The organism is Streptomyces sp. NPDC052496 (genome assembly GCF_040679095.1).
In the GTDB taxonomy this organism is placed as follows: Bacteria; Actinomycetota; Actinomycetes; order Streptomycetales; family Streptomycetaceae; genus Streptomyces.
The window spans coordinates 236,614-254,832 of sequence record NZ_JBFAUH010000002.1 but is presented as its reverse complement, the minus strand read 5'-3'; the positions used below and the strand labels follow the sequence as shown (position 1 = coordinate 254,832).

Genomic DNA, 18,219 nt, shown 5'->3' with positions numbered 1-18,219 from the left:
CTGCAGGTCAGCGGCCTGCGGGCGGGCTGGGCAAGCGATTCCCATGCGGCGGACTCCACTTCTTCGAAGATTCCCTCAGCGTTCCTACAACCGGCACAACAGCCGCACCCCGCACGTCATTCCCGCCCCGCAGGCCCGGCCCGTGACCATGGTCACGACGCCTCGCGGGCCGGCCGGGCCGCCGGTCAGCCCTTGACAAACACGCTTGCCGGTTCGGCAATGAAGACATGGACGACAAGGCGTACGAACGGGTGCTGACGAACGTGGGGCCGCGGCTGCGACGGCTGCGGCAGGACAGAGGGGTGACGCTCACCGCCCTCTCGGAGACGACGGGCATCTCGGTGAGCACCCTCTCCCGCCTCGAATCGGGCGGCCGCAAGGCCACGCTCGAACTGCTGCTGCCGCTCGCCCAGGCCCATCAGGTGCCGCTGGACGAACTGGTCGGCGCGCCGGAGGTGGGCGATCCGCGGGTGCGCGCGGTGCCGCAGCGCAGGGCGCACATGACGTTCGTCCCGCTGACCCGGCAGCCCGGCGGCCTCCAGGCGTACAAGATGATCATTGATCCGGTGCCGGGCGAGCCCGATCCGCGGACCCACGAGGGCTACGAATGGCTGTACGTCCTGTCCGGGCGGCTGCGGCTGCTGCTCGCGGACCGGGACGTGGTGCTGCGGGCCGGCGAGGCCGCGGAGTTCGACACCCGGCTGCCGCACTGGTTCGGCCCGGCGGGCCGCGAACCGGTGGAGCTGCTCAGCCTCTTCGGGCGGCAGGGCGAGCGGATGCACGTACGCGCGCGGCCGCGCGGCCGGGACAAGGAGGAGTAGACGGGGCGGGAGGGGCGGACGGGGCGGGAGAGGACAAGAGCGGGCGGGGGCGGCGGTCCGGGCGGGGACCGCCGTCCGGGCGGCGCCTCAGGCGAACAGCTCGTCCAGCCACTCCCCCACGGCGTCCGTGATCACGGCCATCGCCGCCGGCTCGTCGAGGTCCGCCTTCTTCGGTACGGCGAAACCGTGGTCCCCGTGCGGCACCTCGGTGATGCGGGTGCCCTCCGGGAACTCCGGCGGCCGCCCGAACGGGTCACGGCCGCCCTGGACGACCAGGGTCGGCAGCCCGGCCCCGGTCAGCTCGTCGGCCCGGGACTTCTCCGGCTTGCCCGGCGGGTGCAGCGGGAAGCTCAACGCCAGTACGCCGTGCGCGCCCAGGCCGCGCGCCGTGCGGCAGGCCACGCGCGCCCCCGCGCTGCGGCCGCCCGCGACGACCGGCAGGCCGGGCTTCTCCAGCGCGGGCCACAGCGCGGTCCAGGCCGTGTCCAGCGTCTTGGGGGCCGGCGCCAGCTTCTTGCCGGCCACCCGCCACGGCTGCTCGACCAGCGCCACGGTGTACCCGCGCGCGGGCAGGTCCGCCGCCAGCGCGCGCAGGTCGCGTGCCTCGATGCCGCCGCCGGCGCCGTGGCTGACGGCGAGGACGGCGCGCGCGCCCTCGGCCGGGTGCCAGGTGATGCGCGCCTCACCCACAGGGGTCTCCACTGTTTCGCTCACGGGATCATCCTGCCGCCCCGTGCACCCGGCGGCGAAACCTCAGAACAGCGTGCCCACCTCCGGCGCCGCCAGCTCCTTGACCAGCTCAGGACCGTTGTTACGGACGTTGCTCACCTCGGTCGGCACCGGGTACGCGCGCATCAGCCCGGCGGGCGGCGGCGTGAGCAGCGGCAGCAGGTCGGCCACGTCCGTACGGGCCGGGTCGAGCCAGGCGTCCCACTTGTCGGGCGTCATGACCAGCGGCATACGGGGGTGGATGTCGGCGAGCGACTGCGGGCCCTCGCCGCCGTCCGCGTTCGCCAGCGGTGTCGTCTCGGCCTCGGTGGTGACGACCGTGCAGGTCACCCACCAGGCCTGCGGGTGATCGTCCGGCAGGGTGCGGTCGCGCCAGAACTCGTACAGCCCGGCCAGCGCCATCACCTGGCCGTCCGCCGGCGTGACGAAGTACGGCTGCTTACGGGGGCGCTTCTTCCTGCCCTGCTCCTCCAGCTGCCGTTCGGCCGCTGCCGTGACCCACTCGTAGTAACCGTCGCCGGGCAGCAGGCAGCGGCGGGCCGCGAACGGCCGCTTGAACGACGGCTTCTCGTGCACGGTCTCCGCCCGCGCGTTGATCATCTTGACCCCGACATCGGGTGATTTCGCCCAGGAGGGGACCAGTCCCCAGGTCAGTCTGCGCAGCTGGCGAACCGGACGCCGGTCTTCCGCGTCTTTGAGAGGGCGTTCGAGCACCGCGTGGACGCTCTTCGTCGGGGCGATGTTCCAGTCGGGCGCCAGGGTCTCCGCCGGCTCCCACTTCTCGACCTCGAAGAGCCCCGCCAGATCCTCGGGGCTGCGACTCGCTGCATACCGTCCGCACATGTATGCCACAGTGCCACGCCACACCAAGGGGAGAGATGGACACCGGTCATATCACCGACGTATGGGACAGGGTTTTCGGCATCCAGCCCGACCCGCCGCCCTGGCTCGTCGTCGTCACCGCGGTGCTCGCCCTCGGCGCCATCGCCCCGTACCGCGCCTGGCGGCTGTCCCGTAACGCCATCACCATCGCCCACGAGGGCGGGCACGGGCTCGTCGCGCTGCTCAGCGGGCGCCGGCTGTCCGGCATCCGGCTGCACTCGGACACCTCGGGGCTGACCGTCTCGCGCGGCAAGCCGACCGGCCTCGGCATGATCCTCACCGCGGCGGCCGGCTACGTCACGCCGTCCCTGCTCGGGCTCCTCGGCGCATGGCTGCTGGCCTCCGGGCACATCACGGCGCTGCTGTGGGGCGCCACCGCACTGCTCGCCGCGATGCTGCTGATGATCCGCAACGCGTACGGCGTGCTGACCGTCGTGCTCGCCGGGGCCGCCTTCTTCCTCGTCTCCTGGCTGACCACGCCCGACGTGCAGGCGGCGTTCGCGTACGCGGTGGTGTGGTTCCTGCTGCTGGGCGGCGTGCGGCCGCCCTTCGAACTCCAGGGCAAGCGGCGCCGCGGCCGCGCCGGGGACTCCGACCCGGACCAGCTGGCCCGGCTCACCCGCGTACCGGCGGCCTTCTGGCTGGGACTCTTCCACCTCGTGACGCTGTGCTCGCTGGCAGGCGGCGGGCGCTGGCTGCTGAACCTCTGAGCCGGTACGGGCCGTGCGCCGGCGCCCTCGGGACGCGCCCCGGAGCACGTCCCCGGGAGCGCGGCGCCGGACAGTGACCCGGCCTGCACTATCAGTGCCGTGTTTCCTGCAGGTTGCGCCACTTTTGATCAAGATCTGCACCCCGGCCCAGCCATTAAAGTGAGGGGCATGACCGAGAGCCCCGTGCATCCCGCCCTCTGGCCCGCCCCCGTAGCTGCCGGGGCGGTCGACGCGACCGTCACCGTGCCCGGCTCCAAATCGGTCACCAACCGTGGCCTCGTCCTCGCCGCCCTGTCCTCCGAACCCGGCTGGCTGCGCCGTCCACTGCGCTCCCGGGACACCCTGCTGATGGCCGAGGCGCTGCGCACGATGGGCGTGGGCATCGAGGAGACCGCCCCCTCCAACGCCGCCTCGACGGCCGGCGCGGACGGCGGCGGTGGCGAGGCGTGGCGGGTGATCCCGGCCGGTCTGCACGGCCCGGCCACCGTCGACGTCGGCAACGCCGGTACGGTCATGCGCTTCCTGCCGCCGGTCGCGGCCCTCGCCGACGGCGCCATCCGCTTCGACGGCGACCCGCGCTCCTACGAGCGCCCGCTCGACGGCGTGATCACCGCGCTGCGCTCGCTCGGTGCCCGGATCGACGACGACGGCCGCGGCGCGCTGCCCATGACGGTGTTCGGCGGCGGCGCCCTGGAGGGCGGCGCCGTGGCGATCGACGCCTCCTCCTCGTCGCAGTTCGTCAGCGCCCTGCTGCTGTCCGCGCCGCGCTTCAACCAGGGCGTCGAGGTACGGCACGTCGGCGCGGCGCTGCCCTCGATGCCGCACATCCGGATGACCGTCGACATGCTGCGCAGCGTCGGCGCCCAGGTGGACACCCCGGAGTCCGGCGGCGAGCCGAACGTCTGGCGGGTCACCCCCGGCGCCCTGCTGGGCCGCGACCTGATCGTCGAGCCGGACCTGTCCAACGCCCAGCCGTTCCTGGCGGCGGCGCTGGTCACCGGCGGCCGGGTGACCATTCCCGACTGGCCCGAGCGCACCACCCAGCCCGGTGACGCGCTGCGCGAGATCTTCACCGACATGGGCGGTTCCTGCGAGCTGACCGAGCGCGGCCTGACCTTCACCGGCACCGGCCGCATCCAGGGCATCGACGTGGACCTGAGCGAGGTCGGCGAGCTGACCCCCGGCATCGCCGCGGTGGCCGCCCTCGCCGACTCCCCCTCCACCCTGCGTGGCGTCGCCCACCTGCGCCTCCACGAGACCGACCGGCTGGCGGCGCTCACCAAGGAGATCAACGAGCTGGGCGGCGACGTCACGGAGACCGAGGACGGCCTGCACATCCGGCCGCGCCCGCTGCACGGCGGCATCTTCCACACGTACGAGGACCACCGGCTGGCCACCGCCGCCGCGATCATCGGCCTGGCCGTACCGGGCGTACAGGTCGAGAACGTGGCGACGACCGCCAAGACGCTCCCCGACTTCCCCGCCCTGTGGACCGGGATGCTGGGCGAGGCGGCGGCCCCCGCCGGGAGAGGCTGAGGCTCCTTCGACCATGCGGCGCTACGGCAAGAACCCCGACGAGGACGACATCCGCGTCCGTCCCAACCGCAAGGGCAACCGCCCCCGTACGAACATCCGGCCCAAGCACGAGGACGCCAGCGAGGGCCTGGTCCTGACCGTCGACCGGGGCCGGATCACCTGCCTCATCGAGGACCGCACGGTCATCGCGATGAAGGCCCGCGAACTGGGCCGCAAGTCCGCCGTCGTCGGCGACCGGGTGGCGGTCGTCGGCGACCTGTCCGGCGCCAAGGACACCCTCGCGCGGATCGTCCGGGTCGAGCCGCGCAGCTCCACGCTGCGGCGGACGGCGGACGACGACGACCCGTTCGAGCGGGTGGTCGTCGCCAACGCCGACCAGCTTGCGATCGTCACCGCGCTCGCCGACCCGGAACCGCGGCCGCGGCTGATCGACCGCTGCCTGGTCGCCGCGTACGACGCCGGACTCGACCCGCTGCTGGTCCTGACCAAGTCCGACCTGGCCTCCCCCGACGCCCTGCTGGAGTCGTACGGCACGATCGGCGTCCCGTACGTGGTCACCAACCGCGACGAACTCGCCGACGGCACCGCCGCCGAGCGGGTCCGTGAGCGGCTGCACGGCCACATGACCGCCTTCGTCGGGCACTCCGGCGTCGGCAAGACCACCCTCGTCAACGCGCTGGTGCCGGACCGCGCGCGGGCCACCGGGCACGTCAACGCGGTGACCGGACGCGGCCGGCACACCACGACCTCCGCGCTCGCGCTCCCGCTGCCGGGCGACACGGGCTGGGTCATCGACACCCCCGGCGTCCGCTCCTTCGGCCTGCACCACGTGGATCCGTCCCGGGTCATCCTGGCCTTCCCCGATCTGGTCCCCGGCACCGCCGACTGCCCGCGCGCGTGCAGCCACGACGAGCCGGACTGCGCCCTGGACCAGTGGGTCGCCGACGGCCACGCGGACCCGGCGCGGCTGTACTCGCTACGCCGCCTGCTGGCCACCAGGGAGCGGCGCGAGGGGGACTGATCGCGCAAGTTTGCTGCCCCGCGCCCGAGGTAAATGCATAATCACACCAAGGCTGGCGAAGCGGTCACGGACCGTACGGAGGCAATGGACATGGCGTGGCTGCTCGTCGTGGTGGCGGGGCTCCTGGAGACCGGGTTCGCGGTCTGCCTCAAGCTCTCCCACGGCTTCACCCGGCTCTGGCCCACCATCGCCTTCGCCTGCTTCGCCCTCGGCAGCTTCGGCCTGCTCACCCTCTCCCTGAAGAAGCTCGACGTGGGCCCGGCCTACGCGGTCTGGACCGGCATCGGCGCCGCCGGCACCGCCATTTACGGCATGGTCTTCCTCGGCGACCTCGTCTCCGTCCTGAAGCTGGTGTCGATCACCTTCGTCATCGTGGGGGTCATCGGGCTTCAGCTGTCGGGGTCGGCGCACTGAAGCGTGTCCTCAGGGCGAGCTTTCGCGGCGGTCAGGAGCGGTGGACCGCGAGGGCGAAGGCCCGGTGGAGCTGGCGGGCGAGGTCGTCCGGCTCGGCGGGGGCGACGACGTAGGACAGGGTGAGACGGGCCGCGGTGGCGCAGGCGGTGCCCAGTTCGGGAAGGTCCTCCTTGGGCCAGTCCGCCTCCAGCGCCGCCACCGCACAGTCGCTGAACCGGCTGACCAGATCGGTCGGCCCCGGCGGAGGCCCGTCCGTACGCGCCCCCGGATGGCTGCCCGCGCCGCCCGGATGTCCTCCGCGCCGTCCCGGCACTCCGCCCGCCGGTGCCGGCAGGCGCTCGCTCCAGCAGCCCGTCAGGGCCGCCCGGATCAGCGGATTGGTCCGCGCGGCCCGTACCGTCCACGCGGCGGCGGCCACCACCCGGGCCTCCACGTCACCGCCCGCCGCTCCCGGCACCGGGCCGGGTTCCGCCAGGGCCCGGGTCACGCCGGCGACATACCCCTCGGTCTCCCGCCGTATCAGGGCCCTGGCCAGGCCTTCCTTGCTGCCGAACTCGTTGTAGAGGGTCTGCCGGGACACCCCGGCCTCGGCCGCGACATCGACCATCCGGACGCCTGCCCACGGCCTGACCGCGAGGGCCGCATAGGCGGCGTCCAGCAGGGATTCACGCGCTGTAGGCATCGTCGCCTCCCAGGCCGCCGGCCCAGATGGCCGGTGTGCCGCACAGAATTGACTCGCCGCCAGGGGCTGTCAAGGGTCCGTACGCGCCGGGCAACCGTGGTCATGTGGCTCGTGCCGGAGACCAGTCGATACTGTTCGCACATGCCCGACTATCACGATGACCTCCGCCTCGGCCACGTCCTGGCGGACGCCGCCGACGCCGCGACCATGGAGCGGTTCAAGGCACTCGACCTCAAGGTCGAGACCAAACCGGACATGACTCCGGTGAGCGAGGCCGACAAGGCGGCCGAGGAACTGATCCGTGGTCATCTGCAGCGCGCCCGTCCGCGCGACGCCGTCCTGGGCGAGGAGTTCGGCAGCGAGGGCTCGGGCCCGCGCCGCTGGATCATCGACCCCATCGACGGGACGAAGAACTATGTGCGCGGCGTCCCAGTCTGGGCCACGCTCATCGCCCTGATGGAACGCGGCGAGGGCGGCGACCGCCCGGTGGTCGGCGTCGTCTCGGCGCCCGCGCTCAACCGCCGCTGGTGGGCGGCGGAGGGCCTCGGCGCGTACACGGGCCGCAGCCTGACCTCCGCGTCCCGGCTCCAGGCCTCGCAGGTGGGCCGCATCCAGGACGCGTCGTTCGCGTACTCCTCCCTCACCGGCTGGGAGGAGCAGGGCCGGCTGCCCGGCTTCCTCGAACTGTCCCGGGACTGCTGGCGCACCCGCGGTTACGGCGACTTCTGGCCGTACATGATGGTCGCCGAGGGCTCGGTGGACATCTGCGCGGAGCCGGAGCTGTCGCTGTGGGACATGGCGGCCTGCGCCGTCGTGGTGCAGGAGGCGGGCGGCCGGTTCACCGGTCTGGACGGCGTGCCGGGCCCGCACAGCGGCAACGCCGCGGCCTCCAACGGTCTGCTGCACGAGGAGCTGCTCAACTACATCGGCGACGGGCGCCGCTGAGGCCCCGTCGGGCCCGGACCGTATACGAACCGGCATTCGGGGGCGTGCGAACGGAAACCGTCCGTTCCGCGCCCCTTGTTGCTCCCCCGGACGCATGTGAACATGAGAACACCGAAGCTTGTGAACTTGTGAATCGATTCGCAAGGTGCTCTCCGCAAGCGACAAGGAGGTGGCTCCATTCCATGCCCATGTACGTGCGCAACGCCATGAGCACGGTGGTCCTCACCATCGGGCCCGCCCACACCCTGCGCCAGGCAGCCCATCTGATGGCGGCGCGGCGCGTCGGCGCGGCTGTCGTCCTGGACACCGACACCAGCGGGCTCGGCATCCTCACCGAGCGCGACATCCTCAACTCCCTGGGCGCGGGTCAGGACCCCGACCAGGAGACCGCGGGAGCCCACACGACCTCGGACGTGGTCTTCGCCGCCCCGGAGTGGACCCTCGACGAGGCCGCCGCCGCCATGGTGCACGGCGGCTTCCGGCATCTGATCGTGCTCGACGACCTGGAGCCGGTGGGCATCGTGTCGGTCCGCGACATCATCCGGTGCCGGGCCGCGGTCCCGGAGCAGCGCGCGGAACGGGTCGGCGCCGTACCGGCGTGACGGCACCCCCGCGGACGTGACGGCGGGCGGGAGGCCCCACGGCGTCCCGCCCGCACGCGAAGAGGCCGGAGCCCATTGGCGTCCGGCCTCTTCGGTGTTACGGCAAGGGATGGGTCAGCCGCGCAGGGCCTGGACCGCGGCCTCCAGCCGCTTGCCGTAGTCGGGGTCCGCCTTGCGGAAGTTCTCGATCGCGCGCTGGGCGATGTCGTCGCGCGAGACCTTGGAGATGAAGCCGGCCAGGTTGTCGATCAGGCGCTCCTTCTCCTCTTCCGTCATCAGGCGGTACAGGTTGCCGGCCTGCACGAAGTCGTTGTCCTCGGCGTGCGAGGGCGCCTCCGTCTCACCGGTCGTGCCGCTGACCGCTATCGGCTGCCACAGCGGGCGGTCGGTCTGCACCGGGCCGTCGAAGCTGTTGGGCTCGTAGTTCTTCGCGCGGCCGTGGCGGCCGTCGTAGAGGTGGCCGTCGCGTCCGTGCGAGCGCGCCTCGGTGGCGTGCGGGCGGTTGACCGGCAGGTGGTCGGCGTTGATGCCGACGCGGTAGCGGTGGGCGTCCGCGTACGCGAACAGCCGGCCCTGGAGCATCTTGTCGGGCGAGGGGCCGATACCCGGCACGAAGTGGTGCGGGGAGAAGATCGACTGCTCGACCTCGGCGAAGATGTTCTCCGGGTTGCGGTTGAGCTCCAGCTTGCCGATCTCGATCGGCGGGTAGTCCGCGTGCGGCCAGACCTTGGTCAGGTCGAACGGGTTGAAGCGGTACGTCGCCGCGTCGGCCGCCGGCATGATCTGCACCTGGACGGTCCAGCTCGGGAAGTCGCCGCGCTCGATCGCCTCACGCAGGTCGCGCTGGTGGCTGTCCGGGTCCTCACCGGCGAGCTTGGCGGCCTCGGCCGCGGTGAGGTTCTTGATGCCCTGGTCGGTCTTGAAGTGGTACTTGACCCAGAAGACCTCGCCGGCCTCGTTGTTCCACTGGTAGGTGTGCGAGCCGAAGCCGTCCATGTGGCGGTAGGACGCCGGGATGCCGCGGTCACCGAAGAGCCAGGTCACCTGGTGGGTGGACTCGGGCGACAGACCCCAGAAGTCCCAGACGTTGTCCGCCTCCTGGGAGCCGGTGTACGGGTCGCGCTTCTGGGTGTGGATGAAGTCGGGGAACTTGATGGCGTCCTTGATGAAGAACACCGGGGTGTTGTTGCCGACGAGGTCGTAGTTGCCCTCTTCGGTGTAGAACTTCAGCGCGAAGCCGCGCGGGTCGCGCACCGCGTCGGCGGCACCGAGGTTGCCGGCGACCGTGGAGAACCGCAGGAAGGTCTCGGTCTGCTTGCCGACCTCGGAGAGGAACTTGGCGCGGGTGTACCGCGTGACGTCGGCGGTCACCGTGAACGTGCCGTACGCACCGGCGCCGCGGGCGTGCACCACGCGCTCCGGGATGCGCTCGCGGTTGAAGTGCGCGAGCTTCTCCAGCAGCAGCTGGTCCTGGATGAGTCCGGGGCCGCCGATGCCGGCCGTCTCGCTGTTCTGGTTGTCCGCGACCGGAGCCCCGGCCTCCGTGGTCAGCGGTCCGGTGCTGCTCTGTACCGACACGTGCGCCTCCTGAGTCATGAACCTGCCCTTGGCTTGCGCCGCAACCGATCCTACATTGGACAATGTCTAAGTCAAGAAGAACTGGAAACTCGTACCGAATCCGGTGATGGACGAGCCACTGCTACCCTGGCCCTTATCTGACTGATAGGTGATTGGCATGAGTGACCTGCTGGAACGACTCCGGGGACGCGGCTGGCGGCTGACCGCGCAGCGACGCGTCGTCGCCGAGGTCCTCGACGGGGACCACGTCCACTACACCGCTGACGAAGTGCACGCGCGGGCGACCGAGCGCCTGCCGGAGATCTCGCGCGCGACCGTGTACAACACGCTCGGCGAGCTGGTCTCGCTCGGCGAGGTGATCGAGGTCAGCACGGACGGCCGCGCCAAGCGGTACGACCCCAACGCCCACCACGACCACCAGCACCTGGTGTGCTCGCGGTGCGGGACGATAAGGGACGTCCACCTGGACAGCGACCCCCTCACCGCACTGCCGGTGCCGGAACGCTTCGGCTTCGAGATCTCCGAGGTGTCGGTGACGTACCGGGGCATCTGCCCGAACTGCCACTCGCACCGCTGAACCCGGCCGTCCCGCCACCTTGCGGCGCGTCCCGGTAGATCCCGGGGCACATCCGGTACAGGAGTTTTCACCCGCCCCTCCTGGGCACCCAGGGCCCAGGAGGTGGTCCACCATGCCCGAGCCCGGCAGCAAGGACTACGACAAGCGCCGCGCCCGGCTCCGCAAGGACGCCGAGAACAGCGGGATCAACGATCAGCACGCCAATGAGGAGGCCAACGAGACCCTCCAGGGCGAGGAGGGATGGCGCAGCCGGGGTCCGCGCACCGAGCGCGGCCGGGGCCCGAAGGGCGAACGCACCGGCGAATGACGTGCCCGCGCCCCCGCTCCGTAGACGGATACGACGAAGGCCCGGATTCCTGAGAATCCGGGCCTTCGTCCTTCAGTAGCGGGGACAGGATTTGAACCTGCGACCTCTGGGTTATGAGCCCAGCGAGCTACCGAGCTGCTCCACCCCGCGCCGTTGTGTGTCCACTGTAACCTCACCGCGACGACCAGTGCAAATCACGTTCCGTCGCGCTAGGGCCAGCGGCATCGTCGGACAGCCGGGCGGCCGAGGCCGTACGGGACACCGCACGCCCCGTACGGCCTCGGCCGCGCCCCGCGCCCTACGCCGTCAGCTCCTCCTGGAGCGCCTCGCGCAGCCGCGCCGCGCGCTCCGCGACCTCCGGCGGCCCCAGCTCCACGGCCCGCCGGCACCACTGGTGCCCCTCGGCCAGCGCACCGCGCCGGGCGGCGAGCAGGGCCAGGCGCAGGGCGGCGCGCCCGTGCCCGTCCTCGGCCGCGCGGGTCCACCACAGGGCGGCCTCGGGCAGGCTGCCCTCCCGGGCCAGCAGCAGGCCGAGGTTGAAGGCGCCGTTGCGGCTGCCCGCCTCGGCCGCGGCCCGGTACCAGCGGGCGGCCTCGACCACATCGCCCCGAGCCGCCGCGAACATGCCAACCCGGACCTGGGCGCGCCGGTGCCCCTGCCGCGCGGCGTGCTCGTACCACCGGGTGCACTCGTCGTCCCGCCGCCGCTCGACCGCGCCGCCGTCGCGACGGTCCAGCAGATCGGCGAGGCGGAACGCCGCCTCGGCGCTGCCGCCCTCGGCCGCGCAGCGCAGGTTGCGCTCGGCGGCCTCCGTGTCACCGTCGCGCAGTTGGACGATGGCGACCTGGAGGGCGGCCTCGGTGTGGCCGGCCGCCGCGGCACGCTCGTACCACTCGTGCGCCATCCGCTCCGCGCCGCGCTCGGCGTACAGGATGCCGAGATTGAAGGCGGCGTCCACGCTGCCCGCCTCGGCGGCCTTGGAGAACCACGGCTCGGCGCCGGCCGAGTCGCCGCGCTGGAGGAGCATGATGGCGAGCGCGTTGGCGGCCTCGCGGTGCCCCGCGTAGGCAGCACGGCGGTACCACTGCTCGCCACGGCCTTCCCGGCCCTGCTCGGCGCAGAGCAGGCCGATGTTGTACGCGCCGTTCACATCACCCGCGTCGAGCGCGGCGCGGTACCAGCGCTCGGCGGTCTGGGTCTCGCCGCGGTCGGCGTGCAGCGCGCCCAGCGCGTTGGCCGCGTTGCCGTCGCCGTCCTGGGCGGCGCGGCGCCACCACTCGGCGGCGCTCTCCTCGTCGCCCGCGTCGCGCAGCAGGAAGCCGAGGGCGCAAGCGGCGCGTGCCTCACCGCCCTTGGCGGCGGTCAGGTACCAGCGGCCGGCCTCCTGGGTGTCGCCGCGCTCCTCCAGGAGCGTGCCCAGGTGCAGCGCGGCGCGGCGGTGCCCGCGCGCGGCGGCCTGGCGGTACCACTGCTCGGCCTCGGCGTCCGGGGCGCCGTCGCCGACGGTGGCCGCGCGGTCGTCCAGCAGACGGGCGAGGCGGTACGCGGCTTCGCGGTGCCCGCGTTCGGCGGCGGCCCGGAACCAGCGTTCGGCGCCCACGTCGCCACGGTGTTCCAGGAGGTCGGCGAGGGCGTACGCGCCCAGGCAGTGCCCCGACTCGGCGGACTGGCGCAGCCAGTACTCGGCGGCGGGCTCGTCGCCGCGCTCGCGGTAGAAGCGGCCGAGCGCGTGGGCGGCCGCGGCGGACCCGGCGACGGCGGCGATCCGCCACCAGCCCGCCGCCTCGTCCGCGTAGCCGCGCTGGTGCAGCAGGACGCCCAGGTTGTTGGCGGCCGCGCGGTCGCCGGCCGCGGTGGCGGAGCGCAGGTACGGTTCGGCGCCGTCCAGGTCGCCGCGGCGCAGCAGCATCGCGCCCAGCACGCTCATGGCCGCGGTGTCGCCGGCTTCGGCGGCGCGTCGGTGGTGGGCTTCGGTCACGGCTTCGGACGCCTCGGCGGCGGCGTCGGCCTCGATCACGTCCAGCGGCATGTCGGCGTCACGCTGGTCCGGAAGCACGGTGTCCCGTCCGTCCGGTGTCCCGGATGCGCGCCCGTCGTCGGGCGCGTGCACAAACCGGCCTGTCTCCAACAACCTTGCCTTGTCCCCCATGAGGGCCATCGTCGCACCACCCGCAACCCGCGTACACCTGGTATACCGCAGCCAGTGAGGTCACTACAGCGTTTTGTCGACTTCCCGATACAGAGACATGCCAAACTCCGTTCTCCTCCACTTCCGTTCACATCTGGAAAAGGCGCACGCGCCCGGGCGTGTCGCGCCACACATGACGAAGGCCCGGATCCCAAGGATCCGGGCCTTCGTTCTTCAGTAGCGGGGACAGGATTTGAACCTGCGACCTCTGGGTTATGAGCCCAGCGAGCTACCGAGCTGCTCCACCCCGCGCCGTTGTGTGTCCACGGTACCACGGCACGGAGGCGGTCCCGGCCCGCTGGTCGTCTCCCAGGGGCCGGGACCGCGGCGTCAGCTTCCGCCGGTGCCGCCGTTCTTGCCGGCGTCACCCTTCTGCTGGGCCTTCTTCTCCGCCTCGGCCGCCCGGTCCAGGGCCGCCTTCAGCTTCTTCTGCGACTCGCCGTAGCCGGCCCAGTCGCCTTCCTTACGGGCCTTCTCGCCGTCCTCGTACGCCTTCACGGCGTCGTCGAGGGCCTGTTGGACCGTCTGGTCGGCGGGCGGCTGCTTGCCCGTGTCACCGCCGTCGGACGGCGGCTGCTCCGTACCGGAGCCCGGCGGCTTCTTGCCGAACACGACATCGAGCGCCTCGGCGAGGTTGTTGCCCAGGACGGGGTCGTTCTCGCCGTAGCTGACCAGCACCTTCTTCAGCAGCGGGTAGTTGGTGCCCGCACCGCGCAGATAGACCGGCTCGACGTACAGCAGGCCGCCGTTCATCGGGACCGTGAGCAGGTTGCCGTACTCGATCTCGGAGTCGCCGAGTTTCTTCAGGATGTTCAGCTCATTGGCGATCTTGGGATCGGAGTTGAACTTCGACTGGACCTGCTGCGGCCCCGGCACCGGTGTCTGGGACGGCAGTTTCAGCACTCTGATCTTGCCGTAGTCACTGCTGGTGGCATTGGCGTCGACCGCCATGAACGCACCCAGGTTGTCCCGCTTGTTGGGTGTGAACGTCGTGGTGAGCGCGAAGGTCTGGGCCTTCTGGTCCGGCATCTTCAGGCTCTGGTAGTACGGCGGCACCGAGTTGCCCGACTTGTTCGTCGGGTCGTTCGGGACCTGCCAGCGCTCGCTGCCCGTGTAGAACGTGTTCGGGTCGGTGACGTGGTACGTCGTCAGGAGCTGACGCTGCACCTTGAAGAGGTCCTGCGGGTAGCGCATGTGCTCCATCAGCGACTTGCTGATGGAACTCTTCTTCTCGACCGTCCCGGGGAAGGACTTCATCCAGGTCTTCAGCACCGGGTCCTTGGTGTCCCACTCGTAGAGCTTGACCGAGCCGTCATAGGCGTCGACCGTGGCCTTGACCGAGTTGCGGATGTAGTTGACCTGGTTCTGCTGGGCGACGACCGCCCGCTGACCGTCGGTGAGCGAGTCGGCCGTGGTGTCGCCGAGCGTGGTGCGCGAGGCGTACGGGTAGCCGTTGCTCGTCGTGTAGGCGTCGACGATCCACTTGATCCGGCCGTCGATGACCGCCGGGTAGGCGTCGCCGTCGATGGTCAGCCAGGGGGCGACCGCCTCCACGCGCTCCTTGGGCGTGCGGTTGTACAGGATCCGCGAGTCCTTGCCGATGGCGCCCGAGTAGAGGATCTGCGGCTCGCCGAACGCGACCGCGTAGGCGGCGCGGTTGATCGGGTTGGCGAGGTTCACCCCGCTCTTGCCCGTGTAGCTGTAACTCTTCTCGCCGCTCTTGTCGGAGGAGTAGTCCAGCTCCTTCTGCGGCCCGCCCACGATCGAGTACTGGGTGGTCTTCTCGCCGTAGTAGACCCGCTGCTCGTACGGCCCGAACTGGCCCTTCGAGGGCAGCTCGCTCTCGGTGTAGGCCGGCTCACCGCCCTCGGCGAACGTGGTGCCCTTGGCCGCCACCGCGCCGAACCCGTGGGTGTACTTGAAGTGGTCGTTGATCCAGTTCCGCTCGGAGACCCCGTTGAGGTTCAGCTCACGCAGGCCGATGACGGTGTCCTGGTCCTTGCCGTCCTTGTCCTTGTACCGGTCGACGTCGAGGGTCGACGGGAACTGGTAGTAGCTGCGGACCTGCTGGCGCTGCTGGAAGGACGGGGAGACCACGTTCGGGTCGAGCAGACGCACGCTCGCGGTGGTGTCGGCGGCGTCCCGCAGCTTCTGCCGGTCCGCGTCGCCCTTCGGCTTGTAGTTGCCGTCGTAGCCCTGCACGTCGACACCGTCGATGTCGTACGCGTCCCGCGTCGCCTTGATGTTCTGCTTGATGTACGGCGCTTCCTTGGCCTGCTCGTTCGGCTGGACCTGGAACTTCTGCACGATGGCCGGGTACAGGCCGCCGATGAGGACGGCGGAGAGCACCATCAGGCCGAAGCCGATGACCGGCAGCTGCCAGGTACGGCGCCACAGCGTCGCGAAGAAGAGCACCGCGCAGATCGCCGCGATGAAGAACAGGATCGTCTTGGCGGGCAGGTAGGCGTTGGCGTCCACATAGCGCAGGCCGGTCCAGCCGTCGGCGGACTTCAGCCCGCTGGACTTCACCGCCAGGCCGTACCGGTCGAGCCAGTACGCGACGGCCTTCAGCGACACGAAGATGCCCAGCACCACGGAGAGGTGGCCGGTGGCGGCGGCCGTCGCGCGCGAGCCGGGGCTCGTGACGCGCAGCCCGCCGTACAGGTAGTGGGTGAGCGCCGCGGCGATCAGGCACAGCACCGCGCACGCGAAGCCGAAGCTGAGCAGGAAGCGGTACCACGGCAGGTCGAAGGCGTAGAACGCGACGTCCTTGCCGAACTGCGGATCCTTCTGGCCGAACGGCACCCCGTTCACCCACTGGAGCCACGTACGCCACTGGCCGGAGGCCGACGCGCCGGCGATCAGGCCCACCACCGCGGTGACCGCGAGCAGCGCCCATTTCTTGTACGGGGCGATGCTCATCCGGTAGCGGTCCAGGCTCTGCTGCTCCATGGACATCGCGCTGAGTGGCGGCCGCAGGCGGTGCGCCAGCCAGATGTTGACGCCGACCGCGGCGGCCATCAGGACGCCGAAGGCGAGAAACAGTCCGATCTTCGTCAACAGGGTGGTGGTGAAGACCGAGGAGTACTTGACCGACCGGAACCAGAGCCAGTCGGTCCAGAACCCGGAGAACATGACGAAGAGCATGGCCAGCACGGCCAGCACGCCCAGTGTCATGAGCAGGGTCCGGACCCGCCGGGACGGTCGGCCGACTCTGATCCGTGGCCCTGTCGGGCCTCCGCCGCGGTCCGGCATCTGGAAAGCCAAGGTGCGCACCTCGAAGTTCGCTGTCGTGTTGAGCAGGCCCGGCGATAGTAGGACCCACTGTTGCAACTTACTAAGGCTTTACTCGGTTCCCGTTTTCCGGGGTTCGCAGGGCACGATATTGAGCATGAACAACCTTCCCGTCGACGGCACCCCCCTCGCCGCCAGCCCGCTGACCCGCGCCGTACTCGAAATCGACGAGTACGCCGCCGGGCTCGGCTGGGACCAGCCCGCCCGCCTCTTCGCCCTCGTGGACACCGCCCGCCTCCGTGAGCAGGAACCTTCGCTCGCCGAACAGCTCGGTATCGACGACTCCACCACCGCCTCGCTGACCCCGGTCGAGCAGGACGAGATCCCCGCCGACGCTCCGCTGGACGAGTTCCTGGCCACCATCGGCTGGCCGGACGCGGTGGCCGGCTGCGCCATGACCGTGGAGCGGCTGATGCTGCCGCCGTCCGCGGAGGACGCCGTACCGGCCGGTATGGACGAGGCCCAGCTCGCCGAGTGGGTCGCCGGCCACCCGGACCGTCAGGAGGTGCGGATGACGGTGGCGGTGCTGCGGGACGGCACGCGGGAGTCGGCGCTGCGGCTGCGGGAGAAGGACTCCACGTCCGAGGTACTGACCGGTTCGCAGCTCGTGCCGGGGCTGGCGGACGCGCTGGCCGCCACCTTCGAGGGCTGAGCGCGCGGGCTGTGCCACCCGGGGCCGTCCGGGGCCGGGCCCGCCGCGCCCCGGGCCGTGACCGGCTCGGGCCCCGTACGGGCCGGGCCGCCTACGTGTTCGCGGGGCAGCTCGGCAGGCCGGCCGTGTCGCCCTTGCGGATCTTCTCCAGGGACTTCAGCGCGTCCTGGATGGTGTCCACCTTGACCAGGCGCAGGCCCTCCGGGTGGTCGTCGACGACGGACGCGCAGTTGTCCTTGGGCGTCAGGAAGTACTCGGCGCCCTTGTTGCGCGCGCCGACGACCTTCATCGCGATGCCGCCGATCGGGCCGACCTTGCCGTCCGCGTCGATCGTGCCCGTACCGGCCACGAACTTTCCGCCGGTCAGGTCCTCGGGCGTGAGCTTGTCGATGATCCCGAGGGCGAACATCAGCCCGGCGCTGGGCCCGCTGACGTCGGCCAGCTTGATCTCCACGTCGAACGGGAACGTGTAGTCGATGCCGGCCTGGATGCCGACGACGGGCCGGCCGTCCTTCGCCTTGGCGGTCGGTACGGCGATGTCCTTGGTGGGGCCCTCGGGCTTCTTGCCCTTCTTCTGGGCCGCGGCCGCCTCCTTGGCCGGGATGACCGTGAAGACCGCCTGCTCGCCGGGCTGGTGCTTCGTGACCAGCTTGGCGACGTCCGTGTTGGCCTTGATCTCCGTACCGTCCACGGCCTTGATCACGTCACCGGCGTGCAGCTTGCCGTCCGCGGGGGCGTCCTTGACGACGGATGCCACCACCGTCTGGGAGCCGACCGGGATCTTCAGCTGCTTGAACGCCGCGACCTTGGCGCTCTCCAGGGACTGGCTGAACTCCTCGGCGTTCTGCTGGTCGGACTGCTCCGCCGTCTGGCCCTCCGGGTAGAGGGTCTTGTGGGGCACCACCAGGCTGTCGTGCTTCAGCCAGCCGACGACCGCCTCGAAGAGGTTCATGCGGTACTCGGCGCCGGTGACCCGCACCGTGACCATGTTCAGGTTGCCGGAGGTCGGGTACGTCTTGTGGCCGGATATCTGGAGCACCGGCTCGCCCTTGTGCTCGCCCAGGGTGTTGGTCGTGGGCCCCGGATACATCTCGGAATACGGAACGGGAATCACCATCCCGGCGCAGATCAGCGCAATCAGCATCACGAGAGAGGCGAGCAGCGTCGCGGTGCGGCGTGGCATGGAACGACAGTACGGGACGCCTACGACACCCGGTCCCCGGGGCCGTCCGTCCGGGGCGCGCGGAAGGGCGCACGGGGCCCTCAGGGCGCTCGGTGGGG

Annotated in this window: 17 protein-coding genes and 2 tRNA genes; 10 read left to right on the top strand and 9 right to left on the bottom strand. The window is 71.2% G+C overall.

Going from position 1 to position 18,219, the window contains the following annotated elements:
• The first annotated feature begins 227 nt into the window (after window positions 1-227).
• Window positions 228-821, top strand: a complete 594-nt coding sequence (locus tag AB0L45_RS04585; RefSeq protein WP_365836041.1) for an XRE family transcriptional regulator — start codon at window positions 228-230, stop codon at window positions 819-821.
• A gap of 87 nt (window positions 822-908) precedes the next feature.
• On the opposite strand, the gene AB0L45_RS04580 is transcribed toward AB0L45_RS04585, so the two are convergent.
• On the bottom strand, window positions 909-1,535 hold the full coding sequence (locus AB0L45_RS04580) for an alpha/beta family hydrolase (protein WP_365836039.1): 627 nt from the start codon (window positions 1,533-1,535) through the stop codon (window positions 909-911).
• Window positions 1,536-1,574: 39 nt separating this feature from the next.
• Window positions 1,575-2,393 carry an SOS response-associated peptidase gene (locus AB0L45_RS04575; RefSeq protein WP_365836037.1) on the bottom strand — a complete coding sequence of 273 codons (819 nt, stop codon included), beginning with the start codon at window positions 2,391-2,393 and terminating at the stop codon, window positions 1,575-1,577.
• 35 nt (window positions 2,394-2,428) lie between these two features.
• Between AB0L45_RS04575 and AB0L45_RS04570 the strand changes: the two genes are divergently transcribed.
• The 4 genes from AB0L45_RS04570 to AB0L45_RS04555 all read left to right on the top strand — a co-directional run bounded on the left by AB0L45_RS04570 (window position 2,429) and on the right by AB0L45_RS04555 (window position 6,113).
• On the top strand, window positions 2,429-3,142 hold the full coding sequence (locus AB0L45_RS04570) for a M50 family metallopeptidase (RefSeq protein ID WP_365836035.1): 714 nt from the start codon (window positions 2,429-2,431) through the stop codon (window positions 3,140-3,142).
• Window positions 3,143-3,310: 168 nt separating this feature from the next.
• Window positions 3,311-4,678, top strand: a complete 1,368-nt coding sequence (aroA, locus tag AB0L45_RS04565; RefSeq protein WP_365836033.1) for a 3-phosphoshikimate 1-carboxyvinyltransferase — start codon at window positions 3,311-3,313, stop codon at window positions 4,676-4,678.
• Window positions 4,679-4,691: 13 nt separating this feature from the next.
• Complete coding sequence (rsgA, locus tag AB0L45_RS04560) at window positions 4,692-5,699, top strand: ribosome small subunit-dependent GTPase A (RefSeq protein ID WP_365836030.1); 1,008 nt, start codon at window positions 4,692-4,694, stop codon at window positions 5,697-5,699.
• Between the two features lie 90 nt (window positions 5,700-5,789).
• Entirely contained in the window at window positions 5,790-6,113 is a 324-nt protein-coding gene (locus AB0L45_RS04555) for a multidrug efflux SMR transporter (RefSeq protein WP_365836028.1), read from the top strand.
• 31 nt (window positions 6,114-6,144) lie between these two features.
• Here AB0L45_RS04555 and AB0L45_RS04550 read toward each other — a convergent pair whose 3' ends face one another.
• Entirely contained in the window at window positions 6,145-6,795 is a 651-nt protein-coding gene (locus tag AB0L45_RS04550; protein ID WP_365836025.1) for a TetR/AcrR family transcriptional regulator, read from the bottom strand.
• Between the two features lie 141 nt (window positions 6,796-6,936).
• On the opposite strand from AB0L45_RS04550, the gene hisN reads away from it, so the two are divergent.
• The gene (gene hisN, locus AB0L45_RS04545; protein ID WP_360133189.1) at window positions 6,937-7,740 is read left to right on the top strand and encodes a histidinol-phosphatase; all 804 of its coding nucleotides are present in this window, start codon (window positions 6,937-6,939) and stop codon (window positions 7,738-7,740) included.
• Between the two features lie 188 nt (window positions 7,741-7,928).
• Entirely contained in the window at window positions 7,929-8,342 is a 414-nt protein-coding gene (locus tag AB0L45_RS04540; RefSeq protein WP_365836357.1) for a CBS domain-containing protein, read from the top strand.
• Between the two features lie 114 nt (window positions 8,343-8,456).
• Here the strand turns inward: AB0L45_RS04540 and AB0L45_RS04535 are convergent, their stop codons facing one another.
• Entirely contained in the window at window positions 8,457-9,938 is a 1,482-nt protein-coding gene (locus AB0L45_RS04535; RefSeq protein WP_365836023.1) for a catalase, read from the bottom strand.
• Between the two features lie 139 nt (window positions 9,939-10,077).
• Between AB0L45_RS04535 and AB0L45_RS04530 the strand changes: the two genes are divergently transcribed.
• Window positions 10,078-10,497, top strand: coding sequence for a Fur family transcriptional regulator (locus AB0L45_RS04530; protein WP_365836021.1), 420 nt, complete (start codon window positions 10,078-10,080; stop codon window positions 10,495-10,497).
• Between the two features lie 112 nt (window positions 10,498-10,609).
• Window positions 10,610-10,804 (top strand): hypothetical protein, encoded by a 195-nt coding sequence (locus tag AB0L45_RS04525; protein WP_125045082.1) that lies wholly within the window; start codon window positions 10,610-10,612, stop codon window positions 10,802-10,804.
• A 76-nt stretch (window positions 10,805-10,880) separates the two neighbouring features.
• On the opposite strand, the gene AB0L45_RS04520 is transcribed toward AB0L45_RS04525, so the two are convergent.
• The 4 genes from AB0L45_RS04520 to AB0L45_RS04505 form a co-directional block, all read right to left on the bottom strand.
• A tRNA-Met gene (locus AB0L45_RS04520) sits at window positions 10,881-10,954 on the bottom strand.
• A 148-nt stretch (window positions 10,955-11,102) separates the two neighbouring features.
• On the bottom strand, window positions 11,103-12,962 hold the full coding sequence (locus AB0L45_RS04515) for a tetratricopeptide repeat protein (RefSeq protein ID WP_365836019.1): 1,860 nt from the start codon (window positions 12,960-12,962) through the stop codon (window positions 11,103-11,105).
• Between the two features lie 208 nt (window positions 12,963-13,170).
• Window positions 13,171-13,244, bottom strand: a tRNA-Met gene (locus AB0L45_RS04510).
• 78 nt (window positions 13,245-13,322) lie between these two features.
• Window positions 13,323-16,247, bottom strand: coding sequence for a UPF0182 family protein (locus AB0L45_RS04505; protein ID WP_365836355.1), 2,925 nt, complete (start codon window positions 16,245-16,247; stop codon window positions 13,323-13,325).
• Between the two features lie 136 nt (window positions 16,248-16,383).
• Here AB0L45_RS04505 and AB0L45_RS04500 point away from each other — a divergent pair, with 136 nt between their 5' ends.
• Window positions 16,384-16,938 carry a PPA1309 family protein gene (locus AB0L45_RS04500; protein WP_365836017.1) on the top strand — a complete coding sequence of 185 codons (555 nt, stop codon included), beginning with the start codon at window positions 16,384-16,386 and terminating at the stop codon, window positions 16,936-16,938.
• A 91-nt stretch (window positions 16,939-17,029) separates the two neighbouring features.
• Here the strand turns inward: AB0L45_RS04500 and AB0L45_RS04495 are convergent, their stop codons facing one another.
• Window positions 17,030-18,121, bottom strand: a complete 1,092-nt coding sequence (locus AB0L45_RS04495; protein WP_365836015.1) for a PDZ domain-containing protein — start codon at window positions 18,119-18,121, stop codon at window positions 17,030-17,032.
• Between the last annotated feature and the right edge of the window lie 98 nt (window positions 18,122-18,219).